This window comes from Micromonospora sp. NPDC047134 (assembly GCF_040643455.1).
Lineage (GTDB): Bacteria > Actinomycetota > Actinomycetes > Mycobacteriales > Micromonosporaceae > Micromonospora.
In genome coordinates this window covers 214,314-234,883 of the sequence record NZ_JBEYUI010000002.1, presented here as the reverse complement: position 1 = coordinate 234,883, position 20,570 = coordinate 214,314, and the positions used below count along the sequence as shown (strand labels likewise).

Below are 20,570 nucleotides of genomic sequence, written 5' to 3'. Positions count from 1 at the left end.
GCCTCACCACCGCGCGGGATGGGTCACCTGGGCCAGGTGGGCCAGGATGGCCTGGTTGGCCTCCCAGCCGTCCGGGAACTTCACCGGCACGTCCAGTTGCGGCACATCGGTCGAGGGGTGGGCGTCCAGCAGCTCACCGATGCCGGCCCGGGCCACCACCACACAGGCCTGCCGGTGCCGGGAGGCGAGCACGCAGAGCCGCCCCGACTCCAGGTGGAAGGCGGTCGCGTCACGTCGACCGGAGAGCGGATGCAGCACGATCGTCAGGTCGTACTCCCGGCCCTGGAGGCGGTTGGCGGTGTCGACCGTGACCCCCGCTCCGGCCTCGCCCAGCTGCGCCCGGATGGCCGCCACCTGGTCGCGGTGGGCGGCTCCCACTGCAATCCGGTCCGCGCTGACCGGCGCACCGTCCGGGGCCTGCTCGCAGACCGCGACCGCGCCGCGCGCCAGCACCCGCAACGCGAGCGCGGCGCACGCCGCGGCGGCCTCCGCGTCGGTACGCAGGGTGTGCCGGGCCGGCAGCTCGTACAGCGCCCAGCCGGTCTCCGTGGCCAACTCCACCGCCCGGTCCACGGCATCACCCCGCCCGGCCCCGGTCAGCCGCAGGGCCCGGTCGGCGGGGGCCGTCCCGGACCGGAAGCCGGTGAAGGGGTAGAACGCCTTCGACACCACCGGGGCGGCCGAGGCGGGCAGCCGCCAGGAGACCGGCAGCCGGTGCACCGGCAGGTCAGGGTTGTGCCGCAGCAGCACGGTCACCGCGGACTGCATCGGATCCCAGGTCAACCCCGCCCACCGACCGACCTCGACCGTGGAGAAGGGGTCCAGCTGCCCCGGATCCCCCACGAACAGGGCCCGATCGAACCTGCCGGCCACGCGCAACAGGGCGTCCGAGCGCATCTGGTACGCCTCGTCCACGATCGCCCACGGCCAGCAGCCCTCGGTGACCGTGGCCCACTTGGCGGCCGTACCGATGATGACGGCCGAGGCGGCCAGGTCGGTGACCTTGGCGGCGACCCGGACCTGCTCGTGCGCCCGCACCCGGGCCGAGGGCCGGTAGTCGCTCGCGGACAGCCGCCCCACCCGCAGCTCGGGGGCCTTACGGGCCAGCCGGTCGATCAGGTCGTCCACCTGCTCGTTGGTCTGCGCGATGACCATCAGGGGCTCGCCGGCGGCGGCCAACTCCACCGCGGCCCGCACCACCAGGGTCGACTTGCCCGCCCCCGGCGGCGAGTCGACCACCACCCCCCGATGCGCCCCGGAGCGCAGGTCGGCCAGCACCGCGGTGATCACCCGATCCGCCTCGACACCCGGCGGCACATCCCACTCGAGAAGCATCCTCGCCCACCCTCACCCCTGCGGTCCTCGCACCCTACTCAGCGGCACCGACATCCGCCCCGGCACGCCGGTCCCGCAGCGGTCGGTGCCCGGCCCGCCGACCAGGTACGCGCCTCGCGCATATTCGGCGGCGTAGCGGGTAGCCGCGTCGCGCAGACAGGCGAGAGGCGGTCCGGGATGGCGAAGTACCTGCTCGCGGCGACCTATCAGGGCGGTGGGTTGGAAGGGCTGACCGTGGACGGCGGAACGGTGCGCGTCGAGGTCGTCCGGTCCCTGATCGAGAACGCCGGTGGCCAGCTGGAGCTGATGTACTTCTCGTTCGGCGAGTACGACACCTACGTCCTGTTCGACATGCCCGACCACGTCACCGCCACCGCCATGGCCATCGCCGTACGGGCGGGCGGCCTGGTGAACGGGCGCCTCATCCCCCTGCTCACTCCGGAGCAGATCGACGCCGCCGTCAACCTGCCGGTCGCCTACCAACAACCCGGACGCTGACGGGCCCCGCCTGCGGTCGTACCAAGAACTGCGCGTCAGGCGCAGAGTGCCGACTGTTTCGCCGATGAGATTTCCCGGCGTCGCGGCGACGATCAATCGATGCGACCGACCCACCCGCAGCACGTACCCGATCGCGCCGGTTCGTCCGGCGTCGAGGACGGGTGGCTGGTGGCCCGCTGGCGGCGCGCCCTGGCGGTTCTCGCGCCGCTGGTCGCGGTGGTGCTCGGCGCCGCGATGGCCGTGCAGTGGGAGGTCGGCGGCGGACGAGCCGTCTGGTCGCTACCCGCTCCGGCGCGATGGATGGCCGAGAACCTTCCGCTGTTCGCGGGTTCGGAACCGGCGTGGATCTGGCGCGGGCCCTTCTTCGTCTCGGTGCTGCTGGCACTGCCGCTCGTCTGGACGGTCACCGGCCGCGCCACCGCGGCACCTCGACGCCTAACGAGGTACGGGCTCCTCGCCGCGACCATCGCGATCGGCCTTGAATACAACAGCCCCGGGTACGGGTGGCTGTTCGACCTCGTGGCCCTGTTGACGGCGTTGGTGGGCACTGTGTGGTGCGGACTCCAGGGTCTGCGTCGCGGGATGCTGCCACGCCGGGTCGCATGGGCGCTCGTCGCCGCGCTGCCGCTGACGCCGCCGGCCGGCTTCCTCACCTTCTGGTACCTGCCACCCGGCCTGACCATGGGCCTACTGCTCGCCTGGGCGGCTGCCGCCATCGCGGCCGGCGCGCCACCTACCCCGAAAACTTAATCATTGATAAACATGCATGTAACTCTTTAGCATTCTCACCATGCGTGCTCGCCGCTTCACTCTCGCCGCGCTCCTCGCCGTCGCGCTCGGGCTCTCCGGCACGGCCATCGCGTACGCGGCCGACGACCCGGTCATCCTCACCACCCCCGGCACACCCGTGGTGGTGGCCAACGAGCCGCACCTGCTCACCCTGACCTGGGCACCCTCGACCTGGATCGGCGAGCCCGGCGGGACCCCCATCCGGCACGAGGTGCGGGCCTGGCTCGGCCCCAACACCTACCGCATCCTCGGCACCACCACCGGCACCGACCTCACCCTGACCGACCTGGCACCGGGCACCGAGTACCGGATCACCGTCTGGGCCTCCACCAACGGCGGATACTCCCTCGACTCACCGCAGGTCCCGGTGCGCACCGCGTACGGGAAGGCCAGAGTGAGTTACCAGAACATGGACTGGTCACCGACCGACAACCAGATCCAGCACGCCCTCCAGATCGTCAACACGGGCAGCACCCCGCTGGACCTGACCGAGGTGCGGGTGCGTTACCACGTGACGTTCGAGGGCGGGAACACCTCGCTGGTTACCAACTGCGACTGGGCCGCGATCGGCTGCGCCAACGTGCAACGCCACATCCAGTTCTTCCCGCTGCCCCAACCGCCACCGCCGCCGCCGTCGACCGGCACTCCGACCCCGACTCCGACTCGGACGGTCCTGCCGCCGCACGGTACGTCGATCCCCGGCTGGATCGAGCTGACCTTCGCCGGCGGGACGCTTGAGCCCGGCGCGTCGACCGGCCCCATCCAGCTACGCCACCACCGCCTCAACTGGACGGCGATCGACGAGCGCGACGACCCCAGCTGGCAGCAGGCCACCGGCGGCTGGACCGAGAACAGCCGGATCACCCTCGACGTCAACGGCATCCGCGAGTACGGCGACACCAACGCGTAAGCCGCACACTCCGCCGCGCTGATCGCGACACCCGCCAACTGACCCTCTCCCCCACCCGCTCTAGATCTTGGTACGAGACCGCCCTTCCGAGGGCAGTTTCGTACCAAGATCTGTGCGTCAGAATTCGGCGACAGGGGCAGCCGTGAAGCCGGACAGCAGATCATCGATCGAGAAAGCGGACATGCGCCGGAGGCTACTCCGTCACGGTGACGCAGGGCCCGTCGTGTTCGTCGCGGCCTCGGCAGCGGCCGGGTCCGCCGCCTCGGGCGTCACACCACACTCGGGTATGCAGGTACTGCGTGTCTTCCTCGCTGAGGGTGGTCTCGCCGAAGTCGATGACGGTGACATGGCCGAGCGAGTCGCGTAACGCGACCGCCAGGTCGACGGCCTGCTCCAGGCTGGTCAATGTGGTGGGCAGATGGATGACCCAGCGTGGGGCGCTCATCGCTGTCGCCGCCCGCCCTGCGGGTGATCTGCCGGGTGGTGGCAGCCGTTGTGCCGGGACTGCCACTGCCGCAACGCCTGCCGGATCCGTTCAGCCTCGGTGTTCGCGGTGACCACCTCCCGCTGCAACCGCTCCATCTCGTCGGCCACCCGACCGAGCAGCGCCTCGACCTGACCCGGGTCCCACCCCCGCCAGCGACGATCGAACGTGGCGGCCCGTACCAGATGGGGATGCAGTTGCTCCCCAGACAGATAGATCATGGCCGGGGTGCTTCCTGCTCGGCGATCAACAACCGCACCTGCCGCTCGGTCAGGCCACGCTGGTCCAACACCCGCTGTCCCCACCGGTGCAGCCGGCACGGATGCGGTGCCCGGTCGTTGCGGCACCGCGGCCCCTCCGGCCACTGCTCTGCGGCATGCACGCTCAGCGCCTTGACGGCGAAGCCGACATCCTCGGCGGTCACGTACGGCGGCAATGGCAACTCGCCGAGCACCTCGTCGATCGAATCCATGTCCCTCCCTGGCTAGCGGCACCGAGGCGGGCGGGGACGACGTACGTCGCTCGGGTCGACGCCGCCGGAGCCCAGCACCCGCCCCGGGCCTCACCGCCAGACTTGTCGAGGATCAGAGCCGATGACATGACTACGCACTGCACCTTGAAGGTAACCGCACTGCACTCCGCTGGCGTTAGGCTGCACCCGGACCGATGCCGACACGATCGAAGGCGGCACGATGACCACGGTGCACCGGTGGACCGGCCGAGAAACGCGAGCACTACGCCAGGCGCTACGGATGAGCATTCGAGACTTCTCCGCGCACCTGGGGGTGGCTGAGCGAACCGTGTCCAAGTGGGAGGCTGGGCAGGCAACGGTACGGCCGCGACCAGAGATGCAGGCCGCGCTCGACACCGTGCTCGGTAACTCCGCCGACGATGTCCGGAGCCGTTTCGAGGCCGCCCTCGTCGCGGCTGATGTGCAGCCACCGAAGACGCTGGTACCGCCTGCCGCTGACCCTCTGGGTGGCCTGATGGCGGTTTATCAGAGCCGGTGCGATTTCACTGCCGCGATGCCCGCTGACCAACTGCTCGATGGTGCACGAGTGGTGCGCGCGGTCGGCCTGTCCCTCAACTTGCTCTGTCAGGAGTATGCCGATCGACGCTGGCATGAACTCCTGGGGCGAGACGCCCAGGTCCGCTGCCTGTTCCTGGAGCCCGCTGGGGCATCGATCCAAGCCCGCGAGCGGGAGGAGGGATTCCCCTCTGGTCAGCTGTCGGCACTGACCAAACTGAACATCGAGACCCTGCTCCGAGTTCGCGACCGGCTACCCGTCTCGCTGCGGGAACATCTGGAGCTGGGGACATACGACGAGACACTTCGCTTCAACATCATGCTGGTGGACGACCTGTGCGTCGCCCAGCCCTATCTGACGGCAAGCCGTGGGGTCGACTCCCCTGCCTTCGTCATGCATCGCGGATCTGCCGACACCGGGCTCTATCCGGTGTTCGAGCAGGTCTTCGAATCGCAGTGGCAGGGTCGGCGGGCGCTGTGAGCGACTATGCGGAGCATCTGGCGGTCGCGGTCGAGGCAGTCCGACGAGCGGCGGATGCGATGCGGCGCCGACCGCCTGGTGCACTCACCTCTAAGGGCGACCGGGATGTTGCCTCCGAGTTGGACTACGCGATCGAGCGGGATGTCCGAGCATTTCTGAGTACCGAGACACCTGGCATCGGCTTCCTCGGCGAGGAGGAAGGGCTGACCGGCTCGGCGAGTTGGCGCTGGATTCTCGACCCGATCGACGGCACGTCAAACTACGTGCGCGGCCTACCCTTGTGTGCGGTGTCGCTCGGGCTCGCCCACGGAGACACATCCGTAGCCGGCGTCATCGAGCTGCCATTCCTTTCCGTTCGCTACACCGCTGCTCAAGGGTCGGGCGCCCATGCCAACGGAAAGCGGATCACCGTGAGCGACACCGCCAGCATGAGTCAGGCCCTGGTGGCTGTCGGGGACTACGCGGTCGGCTCCGGTGCAGAGGACCGGAACCGGCTACGGTTAGCCCTCACTGCTCAGTTGGCAGCCGAGGCACAGCGAATTCGGATGACCGGCAGCGCTGCACTCGACCTGGCATGGCTCGCCGAGGGCAAAATCGACTCGGCGCTGACCCTGTCAAACCATCCCTGGGACATGGCCGCCGGCGTGCTCATCGCAAGGGAAGCGGGAGCCGTGGTGGTCGACGGTGATGGTGCTGTGCACAACATCGCCTCAGCAGTGACGCTCGCGATCACACCGGCACTGTCCGGCGCTGTCCTAGCCGCGTACCAAAGAGCGCTAGCCGCAGTCAAAGGCACAGGTTAATGCGGTCTGGGGGCCGTTCTGTCCATCAGCTTGACCCAAAGCGGCCGAAGCTAGGGCTGCACGTCAGGTGCCCCGAAGCTGGCGATGCAGGTGATCGAGAAGGATCCACAACCGCGACTGTCGGCAACATCCCGGAAGACATCACTGGCCTGTGCCGCCCCATGAGTTCATCACCGACCGTAGGTCGTCACGGTTTTCGGCCGGGACTTCAGGTAGTACGCCAGGCCATAGATGGGCAGCCAGCAGCCAGCAGTGAGAACGCACAGGATGATGTGCACCACGTGGAATCCGGTGCCGATGTATTCCCGGGTATAGACCGGCAAAGGCGGCGGTGCGAACTGTGGATAGGGCATCGGCTGGGCTGGATACGGGTACACCTGCTGGGGTGGGTACGGCGGCTGGGGCGGGTACGGCAGCTGGGGCGCGTACGGCCCCGGTGGGTAGGCAGCAGGTGGCGCGGAGTAGGGCACCCCAGAGCGCGGCGGATGAACTACAGGCGGGCCCGAATAGGGAACAGCTGACTGTGGCGGGTAGCCGGTGGGCACGCCCGGATGCGGCACAGCGGGGGGCGGATAGGCCGAGCCGTGTGGGTATGAGCCGTCATTCCCCGGAATCATCGGTTGCTCTTGAGGCACCAGGACACTCTTGGCTCCCGCCGACGAGACCGCCATCCGCCGGACAGTCCAGTGACAGCGACAATCAGCCAGTTGGATATCTTCACCCCGCACAAGCGTTACGACCCAACATGGGTACCACTCCGGCAGCGCGGCTGATTATCCGGTCAGCTCCGTGGAGCCACTCGGATGACAGCTAAAGGTTTCAGGCCGGCATTGACAACGGATGAGGTCTCACCAATCGGACGGGCGCGGTGGCGGACCGGTCGGCGCAAGGACACGAGCCGGCCGGTTGTCACACCTGTCGGTCACTCCTGGTTGACTCACCATGTGGCAGCTTTTGACCATGGCATTTACGAGCACCTTCTCACTCGGCAGCTCGCCAGCCGGCTCGCGGACGTTGATCCGGCGCTTGTGCAGCACGGGCGGCTCGACGCAGCCGACGCGCATGACGTCCTTGCGCGACACATAGCTGCTCTCGCTCAGCGCGCGCTGAAGGCGGTACCTGGTGGTGATGGTCGGCTTGCCCGACAGGTCGAGCTGGCGAATCGCATCGCCGAGAGCATTGCGGCGATCCAGCCAGGCTCGGTCGGGGACGAAGACCAACTCACGGCCACCGAGCGCCTGCTCCACGCCATCGCTTCACCGCCGACGCAACCTGCCACAGCAACCTTTCCGCATCGCCCTGCCACTCCGCTTTCGGCCGGTGCGCTGCTGGTCAACGGTCGTAATCAGCCCAGGATCGGTCACGAGGTCGGCCACGAGATGGCCTCCGCCGATCAGGTGGACCTGCTCTGCGCGTTCATCAAGTGGCACGGGCTGCGCATCCTCGAACCCGCGATCCGCGACCTGCTCGACCGTGGCGGGCGGCTGCGGGTCATCACCACCACCTACCTCGGTGCGACCGATCAGCGCGCCCTCGACCGGCTAGCCGACCTGGGCGCCGACATCAAGGTCTCCTACGAGACCCGAACCACCCGCCTGCACGCCAAAGCATGGCTGTTCCGCCGCCGCACCGGCACCACCACCGCGTACGTCGGCTCGTCGAATCTGTCCAAGGCCGCGCTACTCGACGGCGTGGAGTGGAATGTGCGGATCTCCAACCTGGAGCAGCCGTACGTGATCGACACGTTCACCGCGACCTTCGAGGACTACTGGAACGATCCGGCGTTCGAGGAGTACGACCCGACCAAGGACGCCGACCGACTCCGCACAGCTCTGCGTGGGGAGCGCCGCGACGGCGAGGCACCGACTGAGATCGCCAACCTGGATGTCCGGCCCTACCCGTACCAGGCCGAGATCCTGGCCGATCTCGACGCCGAGCGTAAGGTCCACGGCCGCTGGCGCAATCTGGTCGTGATGGCTACCGGCACGGGTAAGACGGTGGTCGCGGCCCTCGACTACCGCCGGTTGCAGCGCGAGAAGGCTGTCGACTCGCTGCTGTTCGTCGCCCATCAGGAGCAGATCCTTCGGCAGAGCGTGGCGACGTTCCGGCAGGTCATGGGGGACGGTAGCTTCGGCGAGATGCTGGTCGGGGGTCGAGCGCCGCAGCAATGGCGGCACGTCTTCGCCTCGATCCAGTCGCTGCACCGGCGGGAGATCGACCCCGAGGCGTACGACATGGTGATCATCGATGAGTTTCACCATGCGGAAGCACCGACGTATGCCCGATTGTTGAGGCACCTGCGTCCGCGCGTACTGCTGGGATTGACGGCGACTCCCGACCGCAGTGACGGCGGCGACGTGCGGGGGTGGTTCGACGGCCACGCCGCCGTGGAGTTGCACCTGTGGGAGGCGTTGGAGCGGCAGTTACTGGCGCCGTTCCAGTATTTCGGCCTGCACGACGATGTCGACCTGTCTCAGCTGCACTGGAAGCGCGGGCAGGGGTACGACCCGGCCGAGCTTGATGGCGTCTATACCGGCAACCACGCGCGGGCGCGGATGGTGCTGCGAGCGGTTCGGGACACCGTTGATGTCGACCGGATGCGGGCGCTCGGATTCTGCGTGAGCATCGGCCACGCAGAGTTCATGGCGGACTGGTTCAGCAAGCATGGTGTCCCCTCGGCGGCGGTGACCTCCCGAACCGGTCCCGCCGATCGGCAAACCCTGATCAAGCAACTGCGGGACGGCACGCTGCGGGTGCTGTTCACCGTCGACCTGTTCAACGAGGGTGTCGACCTGCCGATGGTCGACACAATCCTGATGCTGCGGCCCACCGAAAGCGCCACGATCTTCCTTCAGCAGCTCGGTCGTGGGCTGCGCCTGGCCGACGACAAGCCCTGCCTGACGGTGCTCGACTTCATCGGCGGACAGCACGCCAACTTCCGCTTCGACCTGCGCTGGCGCGCTTTGACCGGGGTCACTCGCCGCGCGATAACCGAGGCCGTACGGGATGACTTCCCGGTCCTGCCCAGCGGCTGCCACATCCAGCTCGACCGGGTGGCCAAGGAGATCGTGCTGGCCAACCTAAAATCCGCAGTGCCCACCTCGAAGTCCGGCCTGGCACGGGAGTTGCGGCTGATCGGGGACGTGAGCCTGGGCGAGTTCCTGCACGAAGCGGGCGTGGAGATCGAGGACGTCTACCGGTCCACGAGCATCGGCGGGTGGACCGGGTTGCGGCGGCTCGCCGGGCTGGACAACTCACCACCCGGCCCGAACGATCGCGAGTTGGGTAGGGCGATCGGGCGGATGCTGCACCTGGACGACCTGGACCGGCTCGACCTGCTTGCCCGGATGGCGGGTGGCGAATCGCCGGAGGCCGGGCGACTCTGGGATCTGCTGCACTTCGACCTGTGGGGGCCGAACGCATCGCTGGCCGAGCGGCAAGAGCGGTTGGCCCGACTGTGGGCCGAGCCGGCCCGCTGCCGGGAGCTCCGGGAGGTTGTCTCGGTGCTGCGCGAGCGCATCCACCGGGTCACCGAGCCGGTCGACGGGCTACCGCTTCGGGTGCACGCCCGGTACAGCCGCAACGAGGCGTGCGCCGCCTTCGGCATGCCGAACCCGGGCTCGCTGCGCGAAGGGGTGAAGTGGCTGCCCGACGCCCAGGCCGACATCTTCTTCGTCACCCTGGTCAAGTCCGAGCAGCACTACTCCCCGACGACGATGTATGCCGACCGGGCCATCACCGAGACGCTCTTCCAGTGGGAGTCGCAGAGCACCACGTCGTCGGCATCGGCAACCGGGCAGCGGTACATCCACCACGCCGAGCGGGGCTCGACGGTGCATCTCTTCATCCGCGAAACCAAGGTGGCCGACCGTGACCTGGGCGCCCCGGCCTACCTGTACGCCGGACCGATGACCTATCAGGAGCACGAAGGCGACCGGCCGATGCGCATCATCTGGCGGCTACACCACCCACTCCCCGCCGACCTGTACACCGCCGCCCGCGCCATCGCCGCCTAACGACGGCCGAATGTGCTGCTAAGCGGCTGGGTCTGTCACAAGGCCATTGTCCAGCCCGAGGATGCCGCTACAGCACCTCGACGTAGCCGCGTTCGGCCAGCGCCCGGGACACGCCGATAGAGACCTCGGCCAACAGATGCGATGAGCCCCTGGTCTCGCAGCCGGTAAAGCTGCCACTCGGAGAAGCCAGCATCAAGGGCTTGGGAGTAGCTGAACGTGGCCGGAAGCATGCCAAGCCGCCTGCTCTCAGCTTCCAAACCGCCCTTCACAGGGAAACTCTATACACGTTGCCGCCACCTGTAGTGGATTTCCTTGGCGTCTCCTTGCCCGTCGCCGGCAACTACCGGTCAAGCGCGCGAGGGTCGCAGCAACCGGAGGCACACCTTCCGCCGCAGACGAGGACAGAAGCACACCGTGGCGAACGAGCCAGATCAAATCCTCGCCAGCCCAACGTCAATAGACGATCGTTGCCAAATCGGGCGAGGAGTGGCAGACTCAGCCCAAGCGCTCCCATCGACGTCCATGGATGTCTAGAACGGAGGATGCAAGTGCGATCACTCGAATCCGAACAGTCCGGCCGGCAGTCCCGGCCCGCTGTCCGCCGGCCCGCACGAGCGCTCGTCCTGCTGCTCGCCCTGGTGGTGGGGATGCTGCCCTGGGCCGGTACGGCCCAGGCCCACGGCACCATCGTCAACCCGGCCTCTCGTGCGTACCAGTGTTGGAAGACCTGGGGCAACAACCACATGAGCCCGCAGATGCAGCAGCAGGACCCGATGTGCTGGCAGGCCTTCCAGGCCAACCCGGACACCATGTGGAACTGGATGAGCGCGTTGCGCGACGGTCTCGGCGGGCAGTTCCAGGCCCGTACGCCGGACGGCCAGTTGTGCAGCAACGCGCTGTCGCGCAACAACAGCCTGAACCGGCCTGGGGCGTGGAAGACCACGAACATCAGCCGTAACTTCACCGTCCAACTGCACGACCAGGCTAGCCACGGCGCTGACTACTTCCGGGTCTACGTGAGCAAGCAGGGTTTCAACCCTGCTACCCAGCAGCTCGGGTGGGGAAACCTCGATTTCATCACCCAGACCGGGCGGTACGCGCCGGCGCAGAACATCTCGTTCAACGTCTCGACCTCCGGCTACACCGGACACCACATTCTCTTCGTCATCTGGCAGGCGTCCCACCTCGACCAGGCGTACATGTGGTGCAGTGACGTGAACTTCGTCTAATCCACAATGGCCGATACATTCGGCGCGCCGCCGGCCCGGGACCTTGGCCTCCCGGGCCGGCGGTGTTTTTTCCGTCGTCAAAGCCGACGGTGCCGGGACGGGAGCCCCTTGCCTGATCGATCTCCTTGTGTTGAGGTCACGAAGACGCTCAATCAGCGTACGTAGATCAACTGATCCCGTTCGCGACCCAGCGTAGGGATCGGTTGGATCTTCCATCGATGAGGAGGTTCCATGGCACGTCGCCGCTTTGCGGGGATAGCAGCAAGCGCCATTGTCCTACCGTTTCTCTCTGTCGTCGCCGCACCGGCGACCGCGTCGGCCGCTCCCGGCCCGCAGCCGGCGCCCAGCGCCGCCGCCGACACCGGCGGGCTCGTCAGTGACATCCGCGAGCTGACCCGCAAGGACTTCACCTTCAACGGCAAGCCGGTGGAGGTGCCGACCCAGTACCAGCCGCCGGCCCAGTCTCGCCGGACGCAGGCCGCGGCCGAGACCCCGCCGGTCGGGACCGTACGCAACTGGTTGGCCCTCGACGACTACCAGGGTGTCATGTACCTCAAGCCGTACACCCTGCGTGGGGTGGGCGACAACATCGAGGTGTGGGTCGCCAACGACACCGAGTTCCCGGAGGGCGACTGCCGTCGGCAGATCCCGAACTCCACGGTGATCACCGATGCCCAGGTGAACCGCCTGGTCAGCGAGTTCGACACGAACATGTACCCGAAGTCGATCGCGGCCTTCAGCACCCCGCCGGAGCGCGACGGCAGCAACGCGCAGTTGGCCGGTGACTTCACCGGGGCCGGCAACCGTACGGTCACCCTCATCGACAACGTCCGGGACGACAACTTCTATGACTTCCCGGCCGCCCCCAGCTACATCGCCGGGTTCCACTTCTCGCTCTTCGACGAGCTGCTCGACCGCAACATCATGACGGTGGACGCCTTCGACTGGGCGCACCGCACCGGCGAGAACCCGCCGGACGAGCCCACGGACGACCTGTGCACCTCCCGGCCGGCCCGGCCGAACCTCTACGAGGGCGTCTTCATCCACGAGTGGCAGCACCTGGCGCACTACCACGCCGACCCCTTCGAGTCGGTCTGGCTGAACGAAGGGCTGGCGGACTTCGCCCAGACGCTCGCCGGCTATGTGGACGCCCGGGCCCGGATCGACCAGCCCGGCACGGACAGCCACATCTACTGCTTCCAGGGCTTCGGTACGGTCCAGACGCCGTACAACACCAACCCACGGGACTGTGGTGGCCCGGAGAACTCGATCAATCTGTGGAACGAGGGCAGCACCAGCAGCGGGGTGCTGGCCGACTACGGCAACGCGTACTCCTTGATCCTCTTCCTGTACGACCGCTACGGCCTGGACTTCATCTCCCGGCTGCACCAGGACGGCGACCTTCAGGGATTGGCCAGCCTGAAGGCGGCGCTGGCCGACGAGGGCGTCAAGGACATGTACAAGGTGCTGCACGACTACCAGACGATGAACCTGGTGGACCGGATCGTGGGCAACTCGAAGCTGGGCATCATGCTCGGCGTCGACAAGCGGCGGGTGACCACGGCCAGCCTGAACGCCACCGTGAACCTGGACAACCCGGCCTCGTACGCTACTGCGGGGGCGGCTCCCAACGGTGCCGACTATGTGCAGTTGCGCAAGGCCAACGGCAAGCCGTTGGGTAGGGGGGATCTGCGTTCGATCAAGTTCCAGGGCGCTAAGACCCTGCCGGCGATCCCGCTGGCCTGGACGACGGTGAACAATGACCCGGATCGCCCGGGTAACCCGGTGATCTGGTCCGGCAACGGCAACAGCACGGACGCCGCCGCCGTCACCCCGGTGACCGTGCCGGCCGCCGACCCGACCCTGACCTTCCTGGCGAAGTACGGCGCGGAGATCGGCTACGACTACGGCTACGTCAGCGTCTCCACCGACGGCGGCAAGTCGTACACCCCGATCGCCGGGGACAAGACCGTCAGCGGTCCGCTGGGTCCGGCGCTCAACGGCACCACCGACGGGTTCGAGCCGCACTCGTTCGACCTGTCGGCGTACGCCGGTCAGCAGATCCTGCTGAGCTTCCGGTACGTCAGCGACGGTGGGGTCAACGAGGGTGGTGTGCTGATCGACGACATCACCGTCGGCGGCACCCTGGTCAGCGACGGGTCGAGCCTGGCACCGTTCGACTCGCCCTCGGAGATCTACCCGACCCCGGTGGCGAACTGGAACGTGCGGTTCGTCGGTCTCGACGAGAAGAACAAGATCGCCTACCAGCACGAGGTGAACGGCAAGTCGAGCTTCACCCTCGGTGCGGTGCCGACCCTGGCCCTGCTGGCCTTCCCGAAGGTGGTCGCGATCGTCGCCTACGACGACCCGACCGAGCAGGTCACCCAGTACGCGCCGTACAAGCTGACGGTGAACAACGTGGTCCAGCCCGGCGGCGGCCCGCTGAGCTGATCCAGCCGAGAGGGAACGCCCGGTGCCGCGACCTGCGGCGCCGGGCGTTTCCGTTCCGGGGACCGGGGCCCGAACCGGCGGCGCGCCCCTCCCACGCTGCCTACCCTGACGGGCGAGGGCATCGTCGCAGGGCAAGCTGCCGGAGGACACCATGACCAACGCGATCGGTGAGGCACTGTCGGGGGTACGCGAGGTCGAGCTGACCGTGACCGGCCGCAGGACCGGACGGCAGATTCCCCGGCCGGTGTGGTTCGTGCAGCACGACGACAACGTCTTCCTGGTGCCGGTGACCGGCTCGGACACCCAGTGGTACAAGAACGTCCAGCAGACCCCGATGGTCGAACTGGCGGTCGACGGTGCCTCGTTGAGTTCCAGCGCCACCCCTATCACGGACAGCCGGCAGGTCGCGGACATCGTGGCCATGTTCCGCGACAAGTACGGCCCGGACGAGTTCGACTCCCTCTACCCCAAGCACGACGTGGCGGTGCAGGTCCCCCTGGGCTGAGGCCGTGATGGGATGCTGTGGGTCGATGCCGGCTCATGATCGGGGGTTGCGATGGACCTGACCCGCAAGCGGACTCAGCTGGTGATGGCGGTCGGGTACCTCCTCCTCGGCCTGTGGTTGCTGTTGACCCCCGGGTCCGAGCTGCTCGCGATGATCGGCGGCGGGCTGCTGGTGGTGGCCGGCGGGGGGTTGTTGGTCGTCGCCGTGGTCCGGCCGTTCCGGTTCCGGATCGACGCCGACGGGCTGGACGTACGGGTGCCCGGGCTTCGCCGGATGCTCGCCTGGCACGAGATCGACGCGATCGTCCTGTGCCGGCCGCCAGGTCCCCGCTGGTCGCCGTGGTTGCTGCTGGTGCCGGCGGCGGGTGTCCTCGATCGTCCGCTCACCGATCCCAGCCCGGTCGACGGCCGCAAGGGTCTGCTCCTGCTCGACCTGGGCACCGTGCGGCAGCCGGTCGACGAGGTCACGGCTGCTCTGACCCGTTTCGGCGGTGGCCGGTTCGTCGACGGCCGCAGACACCGCCAGCCGACCGCCGAGCCGCCGTCGTTCACCACCTCCCTGCGCGGCTACGACAAGGCGCAGATCGACGAGTTGGTCGGGCGGGGCCTGGATGCGGTCGCCTCCGGGATACCGACCCAACGTGCTGCGGTCCGGGCGCAGATCGAGTCGGCCCGCACGGATCTGGCCGTCAGTCTGCGGGGATACGACACCACCGAGGTCGACGCCTATCTGGACCGGCTGTCGGCCGACCTGGCCGCCGATCCGGGGCCACGAGCGGACTGAGCCCGGGCCGCGTGCCGGCGCAGCCCGGGGCCGCTAGCCGGCTGAGTCGGGCAGGTGCGGTCAGCGGCTGCGGGCCAGGGTGAGCACCATCAGCAGCGATCCGGCGGCGCCGCCGAGGACCACGACGGCCATCGGCAGGGCGGTGCCCTCCCCACCCAGACCGACCAGCGGCGCGGCGGCGGCGGCGATCACGGCCTGGATGCCGCCGAGCAGGGCGGCGGCGGTGCCGGCGTGGCTGCCGTGCCGGTCCAGGGCCAGGGCGGTGCCGTTGGGCATCACCATGCCGAGCGAGCCCAGGAAGAGGAAGAGGGCGGCCAGGACCAGCGGCCGGGAGTCCAGCAGGACTCCGGCCAGCAGACCGAGGGCGGCCAGCAGGCCGAGACTCAGACCGGTGATCAGCAGTGGGCGGGGATTACGCCGGTCGAGCAGTCGGGCGTTGAGTTGACCGGTGGCGAGCATGGCCAGGGCGTTGAGGCCGAAGATCAGGCTGTAGGCACCGGTGGACAGGCCGAAGACGTCCTGGAGGACGAAGGAGGACCCGGAGAGGTAGGCGAAGAGTCCGGCGAAGGCCAGGCCCTGGGTCACGGTGTATCCCAGGTAGATGCGGTCGGTGAGCAGGGTGCGGGCGGCCCGGGCGATCGCGGCCAGGCCCCCGGCGTTCCGCCGGGTGACCGGCAGGGTCTCCGGTAGCCGCCAGATGACGACCGTGCCGAGCAGGACCCCGATGATGGTCAGGGCGACGAAGATGATCCGCCAGTTGCCGAGGCCGAGCAGCAGCCCACCGAAGGCGGGGGCGGCCATCGGGGCCAGGCCGAAGATCAGGGTGAGGCGGGAGAAGTACTTGGCGGCGGCGCGGCCGGTGTAGAGGTCACGGACGATGGCGCGGGCCACGACCGTGCCCATCCCGCCGGCGAAGCCCTGGAGGAAGCGGGCCGCGGCGAAGGTCTCCGCGGTCGGCGCGAGGGTGCACAGCAGCGACACCAGGGTGTACGCGGCCACCCCGACCAGCACCGGTCGGCGCCGCCCCCAGCGGTCGCTGAGGGGACCGGTGACGAGTTGACCGACGGCCATGCCGATCAGGCAGGTGGTCAGGGAGAGTTGGATGGTCGCCTGGCTGGTGGACAGGTCGCGGGTCATCTCGGGCAGGGCCGGCAGGTAGGTGTCCAGCGTCAGGGGCCCGATGGCGGTGAGGCTGCCGAGCAGCACCAGCAGCCCGATGGCGGCCCGGCCGGTGGGTACGGCGACTCGGTCCGGCGCGGGGGCGGAGGGCATGACGGTCTGCGGCATGGCGGCTACGATAGCTCTGCCTACAGAGGCATTTGCCGGAGACGGGGGCGCACTGTGACGGAGGAGACCCTCGCCGAACTCGGCGTGGCCCTGGGTGACCTGCACCGGGTGCTGCGCCGCACGGCCAGTCAGCGCACCGGTCGGCGGGTGCTGCCGGACGCGCAGGTGGAGGTGCTGCGCCTGGTGCAGCGCCAGCCCGGGATCAGTGTCCGGGAGGCCGCCGAGCGCCTGGGCACGGCCGCCAACACGGTGAGCACCCTGGTCGGTGGGCTGACCTCGGCGGGGCTGCTGAGCCGGGAGCGGGATCCCGGCGACCGGCGTACCGTCCGGCTGGGCCTGACCGAGGCGGCGCGGGAGCGGATGGCCGCCTACAGCCGGCACCGCAGCGACCTGCTGGCCGACGCCCTGGCGCAGTTGGACCCCGATGACCGGGAGCGGCTGCTGGCCGCCGCACCGGCGCTGTCCCGACTGGCCGACCAGGTAACCGAGCAACGCTGAGGACCGGCTCGGTGGCCGAGCCGGTCCCCTGCGACGGCGGTCAGGCCGGCGGGGCCAGATCCTCGAACTCGGTGACCCGGCGGACATCCACCTCGACCTCGGCACCGGCGGCGATGAAGATGTCGGTGAACCGCTGAGCCCACTGCATCGCCTCGGCCTTGTCCCGCACCTGGAGCAGGGCGAACCCGGCGATCAGTTCCTTGGTCTCGGTGAACGGTCCGTCGGTCACGGTCGCCTTGCCCCCGGTGACGGTGATCCGGCCGGAGTCCACACTGCTGGGCCGCAGCCCTTCAGCGGCGAGCAGGACCCCGGCCTGGTTGGCCTCCCCCATGAAGGCCCCCATCCGGGCGATGAAAGCCTCGTCCGGCTGCCACAGCTCGGGGGTCTGCTCGTCCAGCTTGTGCATGATCATGTAACGCATCGGTCGTCCCTCTTCTGGTTCTCGTCGATCGGTGGGGCCTGTCAGGCGGGCTGTCACTGACGCGTCGGGCGGCCCGACCGGGATTCGACATCGCCACCGGAATTTCTTCCGGAGTTTTCTCAGCGCCTCGGCGGCCCTCCGGCGGCACAGTCCGCCGCCCGGTCACGCAGCAGCCGCTGTTCCCGGGCATTGCCGGTCAGCTCGGCCGCCCGGGTGAACTCCGCGGCGGCCTCCGCGTAGCGGCCGAGCTTGGCCAACAGGTCACCGAGCACGGCCGGCAACAGGTGGTAGCGGGCCAGCACCGGGTCCTCGACCAGGGTGCGGGCCAGGGCCAGGCCGGCGGCCGGCCCTTGCGCGAAGGAGACCGCCACCGCCCGGTTCAGCTCCACCACCGGCGAGGGTGCCACCCGTGCCAGCGCGGCGTAGGTCGCCGCGATCCGTCCCCAGTCGGTCTCCTGGGGGGTGCCCGCCCGGGCGTGGCAGGCCACGATCTCCGCCTGAAGGGTGTACGGCCCAGGCTGGTCCCCGCTCGCCCGGGCCCGTTCCAGCGCCGCCAGGCCCCGGCGGATGAGCAGCCGGTCCCAGCGTCGGCGGTCCTGCTCCAACAACAGCACCGGTTCCCCGGCTGCGTCGGTGCGCGCCCCGGTCCGGGATGCCTGGATCTCCAGCAGGGCGGCCAGCCCGTGCACCTCCGGTTCGTCCGGCATCAGGGCCTGGAGCATCCGGGCCAGCCGCAGGGCGTCCTCGCAGAGGGCCGGACGCATCCAGTCCTGCCCGGCGGTCGCGGCGTACCCCTCGTTGAAGATCAGATAGGTGACCTCCAGGACGCTGGCCAGGCGCTGCGGGCGTTCGGCCACCCCGGGCACCTCGAAGGGCACCCTGGCCTCGGCCAGGGTCTTCTTGGCCCGGGTGATCCGCTGGGCCATGGTGGACTCCGGCACCAGGAAGGCCCGGGCGATCTCCTCGGTCTTCAGGCCGCCGACCATCCGCAGGGTCAGGGCGGCGCGGGCCTGGGGGGTCAGCACCGGATGGCAGGCGGTGAAGATCAACCGGAGCAGGTCGTCGTCGATGGTCTCCTCGAAGGCCGCGTCGAAGTCCGGGGTGAAGGTCTCCGCGCCGAGGTCACGGCCGAGTTCGGCGACCTTGCGATCGCGTACCTGCCGATGCCGCAGACCGTCGATGGCCCGCCGCTTGCCGACCGCGGTCAGCCAGGCACCCGGATTGTTCGGTATGCCGTCGCGCGGCCACTGTTCCAGGGCGGCTACCAACGCGTCCTGGGCCAACTCCTCGGCCCAGGAGATGTCGCGTACCAACCCGGCCAGGGCGGCGATCACCCGTGCGGACTCGATCCGCCACACCGCGTCGATGGTCCGATTGACCTCGGTGACTCCCATGACCGCATCAGACCAAACCGGTCAGCCCCGGGCAACCATCCGCCGCAAGGAGGCCCGTTTCGCCGAACTTGGGTCAGGTGAAGACGGTACGGCGGACCCCGCCGTGCAGGCCGCACGCCTTGGGGCTGCCACCGGCCAGGCTGATCTTGCCGTTGGCGCACTGCACCAGGTGACCCCGTCCCTGCCAGAACCCGGGCACACAGTCGAAGTGCTCGCACACCTCGGGGTCCGGCTTGCGGATCCGCTCACCGGCGCAGAAGTCGTACCCCATCGGGTTGACCGGGGCGCCGCAGCGTCCCTGGGGGGTGGGGCTGGCGCGGCGGGCCGGCGGTGAGCCGGAGAGCCGGGGCGCCTTCGAGGTGGCGGCCGGGGCCGGGGGGGCGGCCACCGCCCGCTCCCGGCCGGTCGGGCCCGAGGGGCCGGAGTTGGCCAGGGCCAGCGGCACCAGCACGGCCAGGGCGACCGCCACCACCACGGTCCGCCTACCGCCCGGCAGTAGGGCCGAGAGCCGGGCCTGGGCGGGGGTGGCGATGCCCGGTCGGCACGGACGGGCCTTGGCGTGCTCGGCGATCAGTTCGTCGAGCTGGGCGATCACCGCCTCGCGCTGCTCGATGGCGTCGGCGAAGGCCAGGGTCAGCAGGAACCGGAACTCGGCCGCCGCGTCGGCGGGCAGCAACACCCCGGAGGTACGCCGCCGGTCGAGCACCTGGATCAGGGTGACCGGGGCCTGCGGGTCGTGGGCCAGGCCGGTGATCCGCCCGTACGCCCAGTCCCGCCGGCCGCGCCCACCGAGCAGCACCAGCCGCCGGTTGGTGATCACCGCTATGCCGGCGTCAGTGGCTCGTACCCCCTCGGGCAGCCGGCGGTGCATCCGCCGGGGCGCCTCTCCGACGGTCAACTCCGGGGCGGGCAGCACGGCGATGTGCCGTACCTCCACCAGGCGGGCCGCCGGTACCACCCGGAGCACGATCTCGTCGGGGCCCAGTTCCAGCGGCAGCCCGGCACCCGCTGCGGCGGAACCGTGGCACTGTTCGGCCAGCGTACGCAGCCGGCGCAGTTCCTCGTCCCGTCGCCGCCAGGCCCCCTCGGCGCTGCGGAACAGCCGCCGTCGGCGCTCGTTCTGCCGGCGCGCCCACCGGTACCGCCAGGTCGAACCCGTCGAATCAGTCCTCGCCACGCCGACTCCTTCGCCGCGCATGTAGGCAACCGCAGGCCAGCAGAGGGGGTGTCACAGTGATTAACGGCGCAGGTCACCACCATGGACACGGCTGACCTGGGACGAATTACCCGATCGGGGGATTAACAAGGACGAGTTGGTGGTTTAATTCCTCCTGTCCGCCTTCGGACAAGGCCGGGTGTGACGCATCCAGCAGCGGTAGCGCCAATCAAGCGAACGAGTGGACGGACCCGTCGCCGAGGGCGGACGGGTGCATGACGAACGGCGCCACGAGATGAGCATCCCGACCCGCCGGCTCGACCGGGACACCGCTGACCTGCTCCTCGACGGCGATCCGAACGCCCTCAACCGGGCCGGACGGCTAGCCGCCCTGCTGCGGGCGCTGTGCGGGCCCGCCCGCCCCCACGAACTCGAAGGGGAACCCGCCGCGGTGGCCGCCTTCCTGGCCCGACTGACCCGGCGGCGTCCCCCGTGACCCCCGC

At 69.2% G+C, this 20,570-nt stretch carries 22 protein-coding genes; 12 read left to right on the top strand and 10 right to left on the bottom strand.

What is annotated here, in order from left to right:
- Positions 1–3 precede the first annotated feature (3 nt).
- Positions 4–1,335: an AAA domain-containing protein gene (locus ABZ795_RS03930; RefSeq protein ID WP_357528634.1), complete on the bottom strand. Its 1,332-nt coding sequence runs from the start codon at positions 1,333–1,335 to the stop codon at positions 4–6.
- A 177-nt stretch (positions 1,336–1,512) separates the two neighbouring features.
- On the opposite strand from ABZ795_RS03930, the gene ABZ795_RS03925 reads away from it, so the two are divergent.
- From ABZ795_RS03925 to ABZ795_RS03915, 3 genes are all read left to right on the top strand, one after another.
- The gene (locus ABZ795_RS03925) at positions 1,513–1,833 is read left to right on the top strand and encodes a GYD domain-containing protein (protein ID WP_357528632.1); all 321 of its coding nucleotides are present in this window, start codon (positions 1,513–1,515) and stop codon (positions 1,831–1,833) included.
- Between the two features lie 99 nt (positions 1,834–1,932).
- Complete coding sequence (locus ABZ795_RS03920) at positions 1,933–2,583, top strand: hypothetical protein (RefSeq protein WP_357528631.1); 651 nt, start codon at positions 1,933–1,935, stop codon at positions 2,581–2,583.
- Between the two features lie 40 nt (positions 2,584–2,623).
- Positions 2,624–3,532, top strand: a complete 909-nt coding sequence (locus ABZ795_RS03915) for a cellulose binding domain-containing protein (RefSeq protein ID WP_357528629.1) — start codon at positions 2,624–2,626, stop codon at positions 3,530–3,532.
- A 193-nt stretch (positions 3,533–3,725) separates the two neighbouring features.
- On the opposite strand, the gene ABZ795_RS03910 is transcribed toward ABZ795_RS03915, so the two are convergent.
- Genes ABZ795_RS03910 through ABZ795_RS03900 form a run of 3 tightly spaced genes read right to left on the bottom strand, consistent with a single transcriptional unit; the run spans position 3,726 to position 4,488 of the window.
- On the bottom strand, positions 3,726–3,977 hold the full coding sequence (locus ABZ795_RS03910; protein ID WP_357528628.1) for a hypothetical protein: 252 nt from the start codon (positions 3,975–3,977) through the stop codon (positions 3,726–3,728).
- Positions 3,974–4,237, bottom strand: a complete 264-nt coding sequence (locus tag ABZ795_RS03905) for a DivIVA domain-containing protein (RefSeq protein ID WP_357528626.1) — start codon at positions 4,235–4,237, stop codon at positions 3,974–3,976. The genes ABZ795_RS03910 and ABZ795_RS03905 overlap by 4 nt, the downstream gene beginning before the upstream one ends.
- Positions 4,234–4,488 (bottom strand): hypothetical protein, encoded by a 255-nt coding sequence (locus ABZ795_RS03900; RefSeq protein ID WP_357528625.1) that lies wholly within the window; start codon positions 4,486–4,488, stop codon positions 4,234–4,236. Before ABZ795_RS03900 ends, ABZ795_RS03905 begins: the two co-directional genes overlap by 4 nt.
- A 220-nt stretch (positions 4,489–4,708) precedes the next feature.
- Between ABZ795_RS03900 and ABZ795_RS03895 the strand changes: the two genes are divergently transcribed.
- Entirely contained in the window at positions 4,709–5,524 is an 816-nt protein-coding gene (locus ABZ795_RS03895) for a DUF5919 domain-containing protein (RefSeq protein ID WP_357528623.1), read from the top strand.
- Positions 5,521–6,327, top strand: coding sequence for an inositol monophosphatase family protein (locus ABZ795_RS03890; RefSeq protein ID WP_357528622.1), 807 nt, complete (start codon positions 5,521–5,523; stop codon positions 6,325–6,327). Before ABZ795_RS03895 ends, ABZ795_RS03890 begins: the two co-directional genes overlap by 4 nt.
- Before the next feature lie 170 nt (positions 6,328–6,497).
- On the opposite strand, the gene ABZ795_RS03885 is transcribed toward ABZ795_RS03890, so the two are convergent.
- Positions 6,498–6,680 (bottom strand): hypothetical protein, encoded by a 183-nt coding sequence (locus ABZ795_RS03885; RefSeq protein WP_357528620.1) that lies wholly within the window; start codon positions 6,678–6,680, stop codon positions 6,498–6,500.
- A gap of 591 nt (positions 6,681–7,271) precedes the next feature.
- Between ABZ795_RS03885 and ABZ795_RS03880 the strand changes: the two genes are divergently transcribed.
- Positions 7,272–10,343 (top strand): DUF3427 domain-containing protein, encoded by a 3,072-nt coding sequence (locus ABZ795_RS03880; RefSeq protein ID WP_357528618.1) that lies wholly within the window; start codon positions 7,272–7,274, stop codon positions 10,341–10,343.
- Positions 10,344–10,378: 35 nt separating this feature from the next.
- On the opposite strand, the gene ABZ795_RS03875 is transcribed toward ABZ795_RS03880, so the two are convergent.
- The gene (locus ABZ795_RS03875; RefSeq protein ID WP_357529009.1) at positions 10,379–10,573 is read right to left on the bottom strand and encodes a type IV toxin-antitoxin system AbiEi family antitoxin domain-containing protein; all 195 of its coding nucleotides are present in this window, start codon (positions 10,571–10,573) and stop codon (positions 10,379–10,381) included.
- Positions 10,574–10,891: 318 nt separating this feature from the next.
- Between ABZ795_RS03875 and ABZ795_RS03870 the strand changes: the two genes are divergently transcribed.
- The 4 genes from ABZ795_RS03870 to ABZ795_RS03855 all read left to right on the top strand — a co-directional run bounded on the left by ABZ795_RS03870 (position 10,892) and on the right by ABZ795_RS03855 (position 15,311).
- A complete protein-coding gene (locus ABZ795_RS03870) occupies positions 10,892–11,572 on the top strand; it encodes a lytic polysaccharide monooxygenase (protein WP_357528617.1) in 681 nt (226 codons plus the stop codon).
- Between the two features lie 231 nt (positions 11,573–11,803).
- The gene (locus ABZ795_RS03865) at positions 11,804–14,023 is read left to right on the top strand and encodes a choice-of-anchor J domain-containing protein (RefSeq protein ID WP_357528615.1); all 2,220 of its coding nucleotides are present in this window, start codon (positions 11,804–11,806) and stop codon (positions 14,021–14,023) included.
- Between the two features lie 151 nt (positions 14,024–14,174).
- Positions 14,175–14,528 (top strand): nitroreductase/quinone reductase family protein, encoded by a 354-nt coding sequence (locus ABZ795_RS03860; RefSeq protein WP_357528614.1) that lies wholly within the window; start codon positions 14,175–14,177, stop codon positions 14,526–14,528.
- A 51-nt stretch (positions 14,529–14,579) separates the two neighbouring features.
- Positions 14,580–15,311 carry a DivIVA domain-containing protein gene (locus tag ABZ795_RS03855; protein ID WP_357528612.1) on the top strand — a complete coding sequence of 244 codons (732 nt, stop codon included), beginning with the start codon at positions 14,580–14,582 and terminating at the stop codon, positions 15,309–15,311.
- 60 nt (positions 15,312–15,371) lie between these two features.
- Here ABZ795_RS03855 and ABZ795_RS03850 read toward each other — a convergent pair whose 3' ends face one another.
- Positions 15,372–16,583 (bottom strand): multidrug effflux MFS transporter, encoded by a 1,212-nt coding sequence (locus tag ABZ795_RS03850; protein ID WP_357529007.1) that lies wholly within the window; start codon positions 16,581–16,583, stop codon positions 15,372–15,374.
- Positions 16,584–16,652: 69 nt separating this feature from the next.
- Here ABZ795_RS03850 and ABZ795_RS03845 point away from each other — a divergent pair, with 69 nt between their 5' ends.
- Positions 16,653–17,096: a MarR family transcriptional regulator gene (locus ABZ795_RS03845; protein ID WP_357528610.1), complete on the top strand. Its 444-nt coding sequence runs from the start codon at positions 16,653–16,655 to the stop codon at positions 17,094–17,096.
- A gap of 40 nt (positions 17,097–17,136) precedes the next feature.
- On the opposite strand, the gene ABZ795_RS03840 is transcribed toward ABZ795_RS03845, so the two are convergent.
- From ABZ795_RS03840 to ABZ795_RS03830, 3 genes are all read right to left on the bottom strand, one after another.
- Positions 17,137–17,517, bottom strand: coding sequence for a YciI family protein (locus tag ABZ795_RS03840; RefSeq protein ID WP_327022549.1), 381 nt, complete (start codon positions 17,515–17,517; stop codon positions 17,137–17,139).
- 119 nt (positions 17,518–17,636) lie between these two features.
- Positions 17,637–18,911, bottom strand: a complete 1,275-nt coding sequence (locus ABZ795_RS03835; RefSeq protein WP_357528608.1) for an RNA polymerase sigma factor — start codon at positions 18,909–18,911, stop codon at positions 17,637–17,639.
- 73 nt (positions 18,912–18,984) lie between these two features.
- A complete protein-coding gene (locus ABZ795_RS03830) occupies positions 18,985–20,088 on the bottom strand; it encodes a hypothetical protein (RefSeq protein ID WP_357528606.1) in 1,104 nt (367 codons plus the stop codon).
- 220 nt (positions 20,089–20,308) lie between these two features.
- Between ABZ795_RS03830 and ABZ795_RS03825 the strand changes: the two genes are divergently transcribed.
- On the top strand, positions 20,309–20,563 hold the full coding sequence (locus tag ABZ795_RS03825) for a hypothetical protein (RefSeq protein WP_357528604.1): 255 nt from the start codon (positions 20,309–20,311) through the stop codon (positions 20,561–20,563).
- Positions 20,564–20,570: the final 7 nt, after the last annotated feature.